The 13,659-nt window shown below is 70.9% G+C and carries 9 protein-coding genes; 4 read left to right on the top strand and 5 right to left on the bottom strand.

Annotated elements, in window-relative coordinates; all coding sequences use genetic code 11:
• Positions 1-6 precede the first annotated feature (6 nt).
• Positions 7-306 (bottom strand): Asp-tRNA(Asn)/Glu-tRNA(Gln) amidotransferase subunit GatC, encoded by a 300-nt coding sequence (gene gatC / locus P0L94_04060; protein ID WES65251.1) that lies wholly within the window; start codon positions 304-306, stop codon positions 7-9.
• 81 nt (positions 307-387) lie between these two features.
• Between gatC and P0L94_04055 the strand changes: the two genes are divergently transcribed.
• Positions 388-2,088: a long-chain-fatty-acid--CoA ligase gene (locus tag P0L94_04055; GenBank protein ID WES65250.1), complete on the top strand. Its 1,701-nt coding sequence runs from the start codon at positions 388-390 to the stop codon at positions 2,086-2,088.
• Here the strand turns inward: P0L94_04055 and P0L94_04050 are convergent, their stop codons facing one another.
• From P0L94_04050 to P0L94_04035, 4 genes are read right to left on the bottom strand one after another with little or no spacing between them, the layout of a single operon-like run.
• The gene (locus tag P0L94_04050) at positions 2,089-2,421 is read right to left on the bottom strand and encodes a YciI family protein (GenBank protein ID WES65249.1); all 333 of its coding nucleotides are present in this window, start codon (positions 2,419-2,421) and stop codon (positions 2,089-2,091) included.
• A gap of 25 nt (positions 2,422-2,446) precedes the next feature.
• Positions 2,447-4,807 carry an NAD-dependent DNA ligase LigA gene (ligA, locus tag P0L94_04045; GenBank protein ID WES65248.1) on the bottom strand — a complete coding sequence of 787 codons (2,361 nt, stop codon included), beginning with the start codon at positions 4,805-4,807 and terminating at the stop codon, positions 2,447-2,449.
• 37 nt (positions 4,808-4,844) lie between these two features.
• Positions 4,845-5,945, bottom strand: coding sequence for a tRNA 2-thiouridine(34) synthase MnmA (mnmA, locus tag P0L94_04040; protein WES65247.1), 1,101 nt, complete (start codon positions 5,943-5,945; stop codon positions 4,845-4,847).
• Positions 5,946-5,954: 9 nt separating this feature from the next.
• Positions 5,955-7,139 (bottom strand): cysteine desulfurase family protein, encoded by a 1,185-nt coding sequence (locus P0L94_04035; GenBank protein ID WES65246.1) that lies wholly within the window; start codon positions 7,137-7,139, stop codon positions 5,955-5,957.
• Positions 7,140-7,197: 58 nt separating this feature from the next.
• Here P0L94_04035 and glgX point away from each other — a divergent pair, with 58 nt between their 5' ends.
• From glgX to glgB, 3 genes are all read left to right on the top strand, one after another.
• Entirely contained in the window at positions 7,198-9,279 is a 2,082-nt protein-coding gene (glgX, locus tag P0L94_04030) for a glycogen debranching protein GlgX (GenBank protein ID WES65245.1), read from the top strand.
• Between the two features lie 170 nt (positions 9,280-9,449).
• The gene (locus P0L94_04025) at positions 9,450-11,420 is read left to right on the top strand and encodes a DUF3416 domain-containing protein (GenBank protein ID WES65244.1); all 1,971 of its coding nucleotides are present in this window, start codon (positions 9,450-9,452) and stop codon (positions 11,418-11,420) included.
• Positions 11,420-13,588 carry a 1,4-alpha-glucan branching protein GlgB gene (gene glgB, locus P0L94_04020; protein ID WES65243.1) on the top strand — a complete coding sequence of 723 codons (2,169 nt, stop codon included), beginning with the start codon at positions 11,420-11,422 and terminating at the stop codon, positions 13,586-13,588. The genes P0L94_04025 and glgB overlap by 1 nt, the downstream gene beginning before the upstream one ends.
• Positions 13,589-13,659: the final 71 nt, after the last annotated feature.

The raw sequence follows: 13,659 nt of genomic DNA, 5'->3' as shown, positions 1-13,659 counted from the left end.
TCGCCCCTACTGCTCTTCGCCGAGGATCGCGGTCACCCGGAACCGCCCGTCGGCGGCATCGGGGGCGTTCTGCAGCACCTCGGCGGGCGTCAGCTGGACGCCGACCTCGTCGGACCGGAAGACGTTGCTCATCGCGATCGGGTGGCTGGTCGCCTCGACGTCGGGCGTGGCGACCTCCGAGACCTTCGCGATGTTGTCGACGATCACGTCGAGCTGACCGGTGAGGCGCTCGACCTCCTCGTCGCTCAGCTGAATCCGGGCGAGCACGCCGAGATGGCGCACGAGTTCAGGGGTGATTTCAGACACCCCCCCATCCTACGAGCGCTGTGCCCCGAGCCCGCACACGCGGGGTGGGAACCGGTGCACCGCATCAGTACGCTATGGGCCATGACGGCCTACGACCCGCCCCGCCCCTGGATCGCCAGCTACGCCCCCGGGGTGCCGGAGGACCTCGAACCGGTGACCGGATCGCTGGTCGACATCGTCGACGACTCGGCCCGGCAGTACCCCGAGCTCACCGCGCTGCAGTTCTTCGGCCGCGAGACGTCGTACCGGGACATGCGCGAGCAGATCGCGCGCGCGGCGGCGGGGCTCCACGCCCTGGGCGTCCGCGCCGGCGATCGCGTCGCGATCGTCCTGCCGAACTGCCCGCAGCACATCATCGCGTTCTACGCGGTCCTGCGCCTGGGAGCCGTGGTCGTCGAGCACAACCCGCTGTACACGCCGCGCGAGCTGCGCAAGCAGTACGAGGACCACGGCGCGACGGTCTCCATCGTGTGGTCGAAGGTCGTCGACGCGGTGCAGACGTTCCCGGGCGATCTGCGGCAGTCCGCGATCGTGTCGGTCGATCTGATCAAGGCGATGCCGTTCGCGACGCGGCTCGCCCTCAAGCTCCCCATCAAGAAGGCGCGCGAGGCGCGCGAGGCGCTGTACTCCCCGGTGCACGGCACCGTCACGTGGGAGAAGCTGCTCTCGCACGAACCGCTGCCCACGACGCATCCGCGGCCCGACGTCGACGACCTCGCCCTCATCCAGTACACCAGCGGCACCACGGGCACGCCCAAGGGGGCCTCGCTGAGCCACCGGAACATCAAATCCAACGCCGCCCAGGCACGCGCGTGGATTCCCCAGATCGAGCGGGGCGAGGGGTGCGTCGTGTACGCGGTCCTGCCGATGTTCCACGCCTACGGGCTGACGCTGTGCCTGACCTTCGCGATGTCGATGGGCGCACGCCTGGTGCTGTTCCCGCGGTTCGACGCCGATATGACGCTGGACGCGATCAAGAAGCATCCGCCGACCTTCCTCCCCGCGGTGCCGCCGATCGCGGAGCGGCTGCTCAAGCGCGCCCGGGAGAAGGGCGTTTCGCTGCAGGGCATCCAGGTCGCGATCTCGGGTGCGATGGCGCTCCCCCACGAGCTCGTGGTCCCCTTCGAGGAAGCGTCCGGCGGCTATCTCGTCGAAGGCTACGGCCTGAGCGAGTGCTCGCCCGTGCTGATGGCGAACCCTGTCAGCGACAACCGCGTCCCCGGAACGGTCGGGCTTCCGCTGCCGGGAACCGAGTGCCGCGTCGTCGACCCCGACGATCCCACGCATGACGTCCCGCCCGGTGAGCCGGGCGAGCTCATCGTCCGCGGCCCGCAGGTCTTCTCGGGCTACTACGGCAGGCCCGAGGCGACGGCCGCCGTCTTCGTCGACGACTGGTTCCGCACCGGCGACATCGTCGCGATCGACGACAAGGGCTTCGTGCGGATCGTCGACCGCATCAAGGAGCTGATCATCACGGGCGGGTTCAATGTCGCGCCCACCGAGGTCGAGAACGCGCTGCGCCAGCATCCCGCGGTCGACGATGCGGCCGTCGTGGGGCTTCCCAGCGCCAAGTCCGGCGAGGAGGTCGTGGCCGCCGTCGTGCTCGACGAGTCCGTCGACGACGTCGACGTGGACGCGATCCGCGAGTTCGTCCGCGGAATCCTCACCCCGTACAAGGTCCCGCGACGCGTGTTCGTCGTCGACGAGCTGCCCAAGTCGCTCATCGGCAAGGTGCTGCGACGGCAGGTGCGCGAGAAGCTGCTGGATCTGACGAAGAGCTGATCACCCCGGCGTCCGCGCCGCGGTCATATCGAGCCCGTCACGGGCGACGGCGACGGCGTAGCGATGGAGCGTGGCGGCGAACACGCCCGCCGCCACGGCCGGGTCGGCGTCCATGACCGCGCGGGCCGCCGCTTCGTCATCGGCCTCGAAGACGGTCAGGCCGAGCGTCTCGGCACCCTCGCCCTGCGTGCGTCCGGCGAGGATCAGGATGCCGCGATCGCGCAGCTGCACGAGGTAGCGGAAGTGATCGCCGACGACCGCCGCCTCATCGTCGGTCGCCGCGTCGACCATGTCGGGCCGCGTGGGGACGATCCGGTAGAGCCATTGCACCATGGGTGAGATCCTCGCGTTCGGTCGGTCAGCTGTCCAGCGCCCCCGGGCCCTGCTCGACCAGAACGCGGAACTGGGCGGCGTCGAGGATGCGGATGCCCAGCTGCTCGGCCTTGGCGAGCTTCGAGCCGGCTCCCGGACCCGCCGCGACGAAGTCGGTCTTCTTCGACACGCTCGATGCGGCCTTGCCGCCGGCACGGATGATCGCCTCCTGCGCGCCCTCGCGCGTGTAGCCCTCGAGCGATCCGGTCGCGACAACCGTCAACCCCTCGAGCACTCCTCCGTCCGCAGAAGCGGCGCCGGGCCCCGGGTGACCGGGCGTCGCCAGCTGCGCGCCGGCGGCCTGCCACCGCTCGACGATCTCGCGGTGCCAGTCGACCTCGAACCAGTCGATCAGCGAGTCGGCGATGATGCCTCCGACGCCGTCGACGGCGGCGAGCTCGTCGCGGGTGGCCTCGCGGATGGCGGCGACCGAGCCGAACCACTGCGCGAGTGCGCGGGCTGCCACCGGGCCGACGTGCCGGATGTTCAGCGCCACCAGGAAGCGCCACAGATCCTTCGTCTTGGCCTTCTCGATCTCGTCCAGGAGAGTGAGGGCCTGTGCCGAGGGGTGGAGCACCACGTGGTCCTTGCGGATGCCGGCGGCACGGCGCTCGGCGGGCGTGGCGTCCTCCCATCCGGGAGGGTAGGTCTTCTCGGAGCGCTGGAACGGTGAGCGGCGCACGATGGCGCCGGTCTGCTCGTCGATGCGCGGTTCGCCGGTCTCGGCGTCGCGCACGACGACCTCGATCGGGACGAGCTGGTCCAGACGCAGGTCGAACAGGCCCGCTTCGGTCTCGAGGGGCGGCGTGCGCGGCTCAGAGGGCTGAGTCAGGGCGGCGGCTGTCACTTCGCCCAGCGCCTCGATGTCGAGAGCGCCGCGCGAGCCGATGTGCTCGACGCGGCCGCGCACCTGCGCCGGGCAGGCGCGGGTGTTCGGGCAGCGCAGGTCGATGTCGCCCTCCTTGGCGGGGGCGAGCGGCGATCCGCATTCGGGGCAGTTCTCGGGCATCACGAAGGTCCGCTCGGTGCCGTCGCGCAGCTCGACGACGGGCCCGAGCACTTCGGGGATCACGTCGCCGGCCTTGCGCAGCACCACGGTGTCGCCGATCAGCACGCCCTTGGCCTTCACGACGTCCTGGTTGTGCAGGGTCGCCTGCCGCACGACGCTGCCCGACACGCGAGCGGGCGCCATGACGGCGTACGGCGTCGCGCGGCCGGTGCGCCCCACCGACACCACGATGTCGAGGAGCCGGGTGTTCACCTGCTCGGGCGGGTACTTGTACGCGATCGCCCATCGCGGCGCGCGGCTGGTCGCCCCCAGCTCATCGTGCAGCGCGAGCTCGTCGACCTTGACGACGACACCGTCGATCTCGTGCTCGACGTCGTGGCGGTGCTCGCCGTAGTGCGCGACGAAGTCCATGACGCCCTCGACGTCGTCACACGTTCGGAAGTACGGGCTGGCGGGCAGCCCCCACGACGCGAGCAGGTCGTACACCTCGCTCTGCGCGGCCACGGGCGGCTCGCTCCACGCCCCGATGCCGTGGACGAAAAGGCGCAGCGACGCCAGGCGCGCGCGCCTGGCCTCGAGCTCGAGGCCGTCCTTCTTGTCGAGCTGCTGCCGCAGGCCGCCGCTGGCGGCGTTGCGCGGGTTGGCGAAGGCGGGGAAGCGCCGCTCGGCGCTGAGCCGCGCGCGCTCCTCGTCGAACGACCGCGCTCGCGAGCGCGCTTCGTCCACCGCGCGATCGCGCATCGTCGCCTGCAGCGCGTTGAGCCGCTCGAACTCGGCGACCGGGATGAAGACCTCGCCGCGCACCTCCACGATCGGCGGGTGCCCGTCGCCCGACAGCCGCTGAGGGATGCCGGCCACGCGCAGCGCGTTGACGGTGACGTCCTCGCCCACGCGGCCGTCGCCGCGCGTGGCCGCCGACGTGAGCATGCCGTCCTCGTAGCGCAGGCTGATGGCGAGGCCGTCGATCTTGAGCTCGGTCAGCCAGCGCACGGCCCGGCCGGCCGCCGCCGCGGTCTTCGCGCACCATTCGCGCAGCTCGTCGGCCGAGAAGACGTTGTCGAGGCTCAGCATGCGCTCGGCGTGCTCGACGGGTGCCAGCATCGTCGTCTCGGCCGCGCCCACGGTCTGGGTCGGCGAGTCCTGGCCCTGCAGCTCGGGGTGCATGCGCTCGAGCTCTTCGAGCCGCCGCATCCACGCGTCGTAGGTCGCGTCGTCGACGAGCTCGGCATCGGCGCCGTAGTACGCCTCGCGAGCCGAGAGGATGCGGTCGGTCAGCGCCCGGGCCTCATCGCGGGCGTCGGCGAGGCTCAGATCGTCGGAGAATGCGGCATCCGTCACTCCGTCAGTCTAGGAGCGGGGTGCGACACCGCCGGGGTCAGGCTGCGTCGACGGGCACGGCCGACTCGGTGCGGTCGATCGTGAACTGTCCGATCACGCGCGTGCCGTCGTAGAGGACCGCCGTCTGGCCCGGGGCGACGCCGTCCAGCGGGGTCTCGGGCCGCACCGCGAGCTCGCCGTCCACGAGTCGCGCGTGCGCCGGCACGGGGTCGGCGTGCGCCCGGATCTGCACATGGCAGTCGAACTCCTCCGCCTGCACGGGACGGCCCGCCCACGTGTAGCGGGAGCCTGCGATCCCGGCGGTCGCGAGCGCCTCCTTGGGACCGACGACCACCGTGTTCGAAACCGGTCGCACCTCGAGGACGAACCGCGGCTTGCCGTCCGGCGCCGGTACGCCCAGCCGGAGCCCGCGACGCTGGCCCACGGTGAACGCGTGCGCACCCTCGTGGGTTCCGACCACGGCGCCCGACCGGTCGACGACGTCGCCGGTGGCGGTGCCGACCTTCTCGGCCAGCCAGCCCTTCGTGTCGCCGTCGGGGATGAAGCAGATGTCGTGGGAGTCCGGCTTCTGCGCGACCGACAGTCCGCGCTCCGCGGCCTCGGCGCGGACGACGGCCTTGGAGGGCGTGGAGCCCAGGGGGAAGAGCGTGTGGGCGAGCTGCTCGGCCGTGAGCACGCCGAGGACGTACGACTGGTCCTTCGCCGCGTCGGACGCGCGATGAAGCTCGAGCCCGTCGGGGCCGTCCACGAGCGTCGCGTAGTGACCCGTGCAGACGGCGTCGAAGCCCAGTTCCAGGCCCCGCTCGAGGAGCGCGGCGAACTTGATCTTCTCGTTGCAGCGCATGCAGGGATTGGGCGTGCGGCCGGCCCGGTACTCGGCGACGAAGTCGTCGATGACGTCGTCGCGGAACCGCTCCGAGAAGTCCCACACGTAGAACGGGATGCCGAGGCGGTCGGCCGCGCGCCGCGCGTCCATCGCGTCCTCGATCGTGCAGCAGCCGCGGCTGCCGGTGCGGAGCGTCCCGCCGGCGCGCGAGAGCGCGAGGTGCACGCCGACCACGTCATGACCCGCCTCGACGGCCCGAGCGGCCGCCACGGCGGAGTCGACGCCGCCGCTCATCGCCGCCAGGATCCTCATGCGCCCAGTCTACGAGCGGGCGCCTGGGCGGCGGCCGGATGCCGCCCGCGCGCGGTCGACGGCCCCCGGGAGGGCGGCCAGCACCGCGTCGACGTCCGCGTCGGTGCTGGTCCGGCCCAGCGTCAGCCGCAGCACCTGGCGAGCCTCGGCATCCGTGCGGCCCAGCGCCAGCACGACGTGCGAGGGCTCGGGCACGCCCGCCTGGCATGCCGATCCCGTCGACACGCAGATCCCCGCCTGATCCAGCAGGAACAGCAGGGACTCGCCGATCGCGCCGCGGAACAGCAGATGCGCATTGCCGGGCACCCGCTGCTCGGGATCCCCCAGCAGCTCGACGCCGTCGATGTTCGCCACAGCGCCCGCGACGAGGCGTCGCCGCAGCGCCGTCAGGCGGACCCGCTCGCTCTCGCGCTCCGCCTCGGCCAGCTCGGCCGCGACCGCGAAGGCGACCGCTCCCGCCACGTCCTGCGTGCCGGCCCGCAGGCCGCGCTGCTGGCCCCCGCCGCGCAGCATCGGCACGAGGTCGGCGGTGCGCGCCGCCACGAGCGCACCCACACCCACCGGTCCCCCGATCTTGTGCGCAGCCACGCTCATCGCGATCAGTCCCGTGCCGCCCGCGGCATCTCCCCGCCACGAGCGCCAGTCCACCGGGACATGTCCGAACGCGGCCACCGCGTCGACGTGCAGCGGCACTGCGGCGCCGGTGGCCGCGCGGGCGAGCGCCGCGACGTCGTTGACGGTCCCGACCTCGTTGTTCGCCGCGATCGCGGTCGCCGCGGCGGCGCCGGCGAGCGCGTCGGCGAAGCGCGCGACGTCGATGCGCCCGAGGGCGTCCAGCGGCACCGCCCGGATCGTCGCGCCCTCGCGGGCCTCGAGGGCCGCCACGGCGTCGAGGGCGGCGTGGTGCTCGCCGTCCGGCAGCACGAAGCCGACCGCCTCGCCGGACCGTGCCCGCCACATGCCGGTGACGGCGAGATTGACCGCCTCGGTGCCGCCGGAGGTGAACACGACCTCGATCGGCTCGCACCCGAGCACGCTCGCGAGGCGCTCGCGCGCGTCTTCGAGAGTGCGCCGCGCAGCCTGGCCGGCGGCGTGGATCGACGACGCGTTCCCGGTGAGGGCGGTGGTCCGCGCCCAGGCCTCCGCGGCCTCGGGACGCACCGGGGTGGTCGCCGCATGATCGAGATAGACCATGTCCCACCCCCGTTCGCGCGTTACATCCGCGACTCACGCGGTCACTACTCTAGATCCCATGTCCATGCAGCAGTCCCCGGTCGCGACTCCTCCGGGGCTGCTCAGCACCGAGCTGGACGACCTCGGGGTCACGTTCGGGCCCGAAGGGGGCACGCTCCGCGTGTGGTCGGGGGCGGCCGACAGTGTCGAGCTGGTGATCTTCGACCGCCACGACCTGGACTGGGCGACCGACACGATCCCGATGCGGCCCCAGCCCGGCGGCGTGTGGAGCGCCACGTCCCACCTTCTCGAGGCGGGGACGGCATACGCCATCCGCGTCGACGGGCCGCACTCAGCGGGGTCCACGTTCAATGCCGGAACCCTGCTCGTCGAGCCGTATGCGCGAGGGCTCGTCAGCGGCGGCTACGGAGACTGGCGCTCGGTCGCCGTGGACGGCGCGTTCGACTGGGCGGGCGTCGCCAAGCCCGCCACGCCGATGGACCGCACGGTGATCTACGAGGGTCACCTCAAGGGCATGTCGAAGCGGCATCCGCTCGTCCCGCCGGCCCTCCACGGCACGTATGCGGGCCTGGCGCACCCCGCCATGATCGACCACTTCCTGTCGCTCGGTGTCACCGCGATCGAGCTGCTGCCGGTGCACGCGTTCATCACCGAACCGCGTCTTCTGGAGCACGGCCTGTCCAACTACTGGGGCTACAACACCCTGAACTTCTTCACGCCCCACGCGCCGTACGCGACCGACGAGGCGCGGCGGCAGGGCCCGGAAGCGGTGCTCCGCGAGTTCAAGGGCATGGTCAAGCTGCTGCACGAGGCCGGGCTCGAGGTGATCCTCGACGTCGTGTACAACCACACCTCCGAAGCCGGCATCGGCGGCCCCCGCTCGAGCCTGCGCGGCATCGACAACGGCGCGTACTACCGCCAGCACGACGACGGCGCCTACATCGACGTGACGGGCTGCGGCAATGCCGTCGACACGTCCACGGACGCCGCCTCGAGGCTCGTGCTGGATTCGCTGCGCTACTGGGCGAACGACGTGCAGGTCGACGGCTTCCGCTTCGACCTGGCCGTCACGCTCGGCCGCGATGAGATCCACCACTTCACACCGGACCATCCGCTGCTCACGGCGATCGCGGACGATCCCGCGCTCGAGGGCGTCAAGAAGATCGCCGAGCCGTGGGACGTCGGCATGGGCGGCTGGCAGACGGGCAACTTCGGCCCCGGCTGGCACGAGTGGAACGACCGGTATCGCGATCGCGTGCGCAACTTCTGGCTCAGCGACGTCGACTACGCGCGACGCGCCTCGACCGCGCCGGTGGGCATCGGCGGGTTCGCGACGCGCCTCGCGGGGTCGTCGAACACCTTCAGCGCAGAGCGTGGGCCGGTCGCGAGCATCAACTTCGTGACGGCCCACGACGGGTTCACCCTCAATGACCTGGTGTCGTACGACGTCAAGCACAACCTCGGCAACGGCGAGCAGAACCGCGACGGCGCCGACACCAACCGTTCGTTCAACCACGGCGCCGAGGGACGCACGGACGACGAGCGGATCCTCGCCACCCGGCGCAAGGCCATGCGCAACCTCATGGGAACGCTGCTGCTCTCGGCGGGCGTCCCCATGATCACCGCCGGCGACGAATTCGGCCGCACGCAGCGCGGCAACAACAACGCCTACTGCCACGACTCCCCGCTGACGTGGCTGTCGTGGGACCACGCGCCGTGGCAGCGCGACCTCCTCGAGCACGTGCAGCGGCTCATCGCCATCCGGCACGACAATCCCGCGCTCAGACCGGTGCGATTCGCCCGCCTCGACGAGCACACGCCGTCGGCATCGGTGATGGACTGGTACGACCGTCACGGCGAGATGATGTCGAGCGAGCGGTGGACCAATCCCGACCATCGCACGCTGCAGTACGTCGCGACGTCGACCCCCGAGGACGAGACGCACAACCGCGTGCTGCTGATGATCCACGGCAACGAGTCGCCGGTCGAGGTCACCCTCCCCGGGATCGAGGGCGTCACCCGCTTCGTGTCGCTGTGGTCCAGCGCGCACGAGCGCCCGACCGATAGGCACGACGCGTACGCCCCGGGCGATTCGGTGGAGCTGCCGGGAACCTCGATGCACCTGTTCCGCGTGGAGTGATCCTCCACAGTCCGCGCGAGAAGGTGTCGACAGGGCGACGAGCGCGATAGGTTCGGAACGTGGTCAGCTCGTCCCGTAGCCCCAAGTCCCGCCCCTGGAGGAGCGCAGACTCCATCCCTGTCCGCGAAGCCCGCGAGTGGCAGTCCGAACGGACGACCGTCTCGCGTCGCGTGCCGCTGGTCAAACCCCGGCCCGCAGTCCCCTGGGGGAGCTTCACGCCGACGGCGTTCGACGGCGAGTTGGTGCCGTTCCAGGTGACCGCGTTCCGCGAGGGACACGATCGCATCGGCGTGCAGGTCCGGCTCACGTCGCCGTCCGGCGACGTGTCGCTGCACCGCCTGACGGCGCTCGAAGACGGCTTCGACACGTGGCGGACCCAGGTCGCGCTCCTCGAGCAGGGCCTGTGGAGCTTCCGGTTCGAAGGCTTCACCGACGACTTCGCCACGTGGCACCACGCCGCGTCGGTGAAGATCGCCGCCGGTGTCGACACCGCCCTCATGCGCGAGATGGGCGCCGGTCTGTTCGAGCGCGCCGCCCGCGAGCGCAACCGACCCGTCGGCCAGCGTTCCGCGCTGCGCGAGGCCGCCGGGCGGCTGCGCAGCGGCGCCGTCAGCGACGGCCAGTCCCTCGAGGTCGTCGAGGACGAGCGCATCGCGGCATACTTCCACGACCGGCCGCTCATGTCGCTGTCGACCCTCGGCGACGACCTGAAGCTGCTGGTCGAGCGCGAGCGCGCCGGGGTCGGAGCGTGGTACGAGTTCTTCCCACGGTCCGAGGGCGCCAAACGGCTCAAGGACGGCACCATCCGGTCGGGGACGTTCCGCACCGCCGCGCGCCGGCTGCCCGCCGTCGCCAAGATGGGCTTCCAGGTGCTCTACCTGCCGCCGATCCACCCGATCGGGGAGATCAACCGCAAGGGCCGCAACAACACCCTCGAGACCGAGCCGGGCGACCCCGGCTCGCCGTGGGCGATCGGCTCCGAGGCCGGCGGCCACGACGCCGTCCACCCCGATCTGGGCCGGCTCGCGGACTTCCGCGCCTTCGTGCGGGCGGCGCGCGCCGAGGGCATCGAGGTGGCGCTCGATCTCGCTCTTCAGGCCGCCCCCGACCACCCGTGGGTCCAGGAGCACCCCGAATGGTTCACGACGCTGCCGGACGGATCGATCGCGTACGCCGAGAACCCGCCCAAGAAGTACCAGGACATCTATCCCGTCAACTTCGACAACGACCCCGACGGCATCCGCGCCGAGGTGCTGCGCGTGGTGCGCCACTGGATCGCCCAGGGGGTGCGCATATTCCGCGTCGACAATCCCCACACCAAGCCGCTGCAGTTCTGGGAGTGGCTGATCGGCACGGTGTGCGCCGATTTCCCGGACGTGGTGTTCCTGGCCGAGGCGTTCACGCGCCCCGCGCCGATGCAGAGTCTGGCCGCGGCCGGCTTCCAGCAGAGCTACACGTACTTCACGTGGCGCAACGGCAAGGCCGAGCTCGAGGAGTTCCTCAGCGGGCTCGCCCACGAGACCGACGACTTCCTGCGGCCGAACCTGTTCGTCAACACGCCCGACATCCTCACCGAGTACCTGCAGTACGGCGGCCGCCCCGCGTACCGCATCCGCGCCGCCATCGCGGCCACCGCGGCACCGACCTACGGTGTGTACGCCGGCTATGAGCTGTACGAGAACGTCGCGCGGCCCGGTTCCGAGGAGAACATCGACAACGAGAAGTACGAGTACAAGCTGCGCGACTGGGCGGGCGCCGAAGCGCGCGGTGACTCGCTGGCCCCCTACCTGACGCGGCTGAACGAGATCCGCGCCGAGCACCCCGCCCTGCAGCAGCTGCGCAACCTGACCATCCACTGGAGCGACGACGACGCGATCCTCGTGTACGTCAAGCACCTCGACGCCGCACTGTCCCCGACCGGCAGGGCCGACACGATCATCGTGGTCGTCAACGTCGACCCGCACTCGGTGCGTCAGACGCTCGTGCACCTCGACACGCGCGTCTGGGGCGTCACCCCCGGTGAGCCCTTCGAGGTCGAGGACCTCGTCACCGGCGAAGCGTGGACCTGGACGGACCACAACTTCGTGCGGCTCGACGCGTTCCGCGAGCCCGTCCACATCCTGCACGTGAAGGAGTCCTGATGCACATCTCCCCCGAACTTCTCGACGAGGTCGCCGGAGGTGCGCATCACGACCCGCACTCCGTTCTCGGCATCCACGCCGGCGATGCGCCGGGCACGTGGGTGATCCGCACGCGACGTCCGCTGGCCGAGAGCGTCACGGCCGTCTTCGACGACGGCCGGCGGGTCCCGCTCGAGCACATCCGGTCAGGTATCTGGCAGGGTGCGGTCGACGGCCGTGCGGGACGCTACGAGATCGTGGCGACGTACAGCGACGCCCCCGACTACACCGCCGACGATCCCTACCGGCACGCGCCGCTCCTCGGCGAGGTGGATCTGCACCTGATCGCCGAGGGCCGCCATGAGCAGCTGTGGACCGTCCTGGGCGCGCACGTCGTCGAGCACGACGGTTCTCTGGGCACGGCCTTCGCGGTCTGGGCGCCGAACGCCCGCTCGGTGCGCGTCGTCGGGGACTTCAACAGCTGGGACGGCACCGGGCACGCGATGCGCTCGATGGGCGCCAGCGGCGTGTGGGAGCTGTTCGTCCCCGGGCTCGGACCGGGCACCAACTACAAGTTCGAGCTGCGCACGCGCTGGAGCACGTGGGTCACCAAGGCCGACCCCATGGCGCGCTTCGCCGAGGTGCCGCCCGCGACCGCGTCCGTCGTCACGGAGTCGTCGTACTCGTGGGCCGACGACGACTGGATGCACACGCGCTCGCAGACGACCCCGCTGTCCAAGCCGATGTCGGTCTACGAGCTGCACCTCGGGTCGTGGCGTGCCGGCCTGTCGTACCGCGACGCCGCCGACGCGCTGGTCGACTACGTCACGTCGCTCGGATTCACCCACGTGGAGTTCCTTCCGCTGGCGGAGCACCCGTTCGGCGGATCCTGGGGCTATCAGGTCACCGGCTACTACGCCCCCACGAGCCGGTTCGGCCACCCCGACGACCTGCGCTACCTCATCGACCGGCTGCATCAGGCCGGCATCGGCGTCATCATGGACTGGGTCCCCGGCCACTTCCCCAAGGACGACTTCGCCCTGGCGCGCTTCGACGGCGAGACCCTCTACGAGCACGGCGACCCGACCCGCGGTGAGCACAAGGACTGGGGAACGCTCATCTTCGACTACGGCAGGCGCGAGGTGCGCAACTTCCTCGTCGCCAACGCGCTGTACTGGCTCGAGGAGTTCCACGTCGACGGCCTGCGCGTCGACGCCGTCGCGTCGATGCTGTACCTCGACTACTCCCGCGAGGACGGCGAGTGGACGCCCAACATCCACGGCGGGCGTGAGAACCTCGAGGCGATCTCCTTCCTGCAGGAGGTCACCGCGACCGCCTACAAGCGCTACCCCGGCATCGCCATGATCGCCGAGGAGTCCACGAGCTTCCCCGGCGTCACCAAGCCCACGGAGCACGCCGGTCTCGGGTTCGGCTTCAAGTGGAACATGGGCTGGATGAACGACAGCCTCACGTACATCTCGCGTGACCCGATCTATCGCTCCCACCACGAGGGCGAGCTGTCGTTCTCGTACGTCTACGCCTTCAGCGAGAACTTCATCCTTCCGATCAGCCACGACGAGGTCGTGCACGGCAAGGGCAGCCTCATCGGACGGATGCCGGGCGACCACTGGCAGCAGCTGGCCAACATGCGCGCGTTCCTGGCGTACATGTGGGGGCACCCGGGCAAGCAGCTGCTGTTCATGGGCCAGGAGTTCGGCCAGTTCTCCGAGTGGTCCGAGGCGCGCGAGCTCGACTGGTGGCTGCTCGACCAGCCTGCGCACGCGCAGCTGCAGAGCTTCGTGCGCAGTCTCAACAACGCCTATCGCCACGAATCGGCGCTGTGGTCGCGGGATGCCGACGGCTCGGCGTTCACGCGGCTGGGAGGGCCGTCCTGGAACCCGAACGTGCAGGCGTTCGCCCGGCGCGACTGGCACGGGAACACGATCGCCGTCATCTGCAACTTCGCCGGCAACCCCGTGTACGACTACGAGCTCGAGCTTCCCGAGAAGGGCGTGTGGCAGGAGATCCTGAACTCCGACGCCGAGGCGTTCGGCGGATCGGGCGTGGGCAACCTCGGCATGGTCACCGCCGGGGAGGACCACCGCGCGCGCATGATCCTCCCGCCGCTGGGCGTGCTGTGGCTCAAGCACGCGCCGCAGGCGCACATCCCCTCGCCCACGCAGGGCTGAGCGCGAGACGACGAGGGCGCGGCTCCGGCTCAGGCCGGGGCCGCGCCCTCGTCATGCGGGTCCGCGCAGAC

The sequence above is a fragment of the Microbacter sp. GSS18 genome, from assembly GCA_029319145.1.
Lineage (GTDB): Bacteria > Actinomycetota > Actinomycetes > Actinomycetales > Microbacteriaceae > Microbacterium.
Note: the sequence above shows the minus strand (reverse complement) of the source record. Positions and strands in the feature narration are given on the sequence as shown.